This window comes from Clostridioides sp. ES-W-0018-02, from assembly GCF_020658175.1.
GTDB lineage: Bacteria > Bacillota > Clostridia > Peptostreptococcales > Peptostreptococcaceae > Clostridioides.
Genome location: NZ_JACVVY010000075.1, coordinates 1 through 255 on the forward strand (window position 1 = coordinate 1; position 255 = coordinate 255).

A 255-nucleotide genomic window follows, 5' to 3' on the forward strand; every position below is an offset into this window, starting at 1 on the left:
GCGGCGTGCCTAACACATGCAAGTTGAGCGATTTACTTCGGTAAAGAGCGGCGGACGGGTGAGTAACGCGTGGGTAACCTACCCTGTACACACGGATAACATACCGAAAGGTATGCTAATACGGGATGATATATTTGAGAGGCATCTCTTGAATATCAAAGGTGAGCCAGTACAGGATGGACCCGCGTCTGATTAGCTAGTTGGTAAGGTAACGGCTTACCAAGGCGACGATCAGTAGCCGACCTGAGAGGGTGA

At 50.6% G+C, this 255-nt stretch carries 1 rRNA gene; it reads left to right on the forward strand.

Features of this window, described 5'->3' with window-relative positions:
• A 16S ribosomal RNA gene (locus IC219_RS21545) occupies positions 1-255 on the forward strand; the annotation flags it as partial.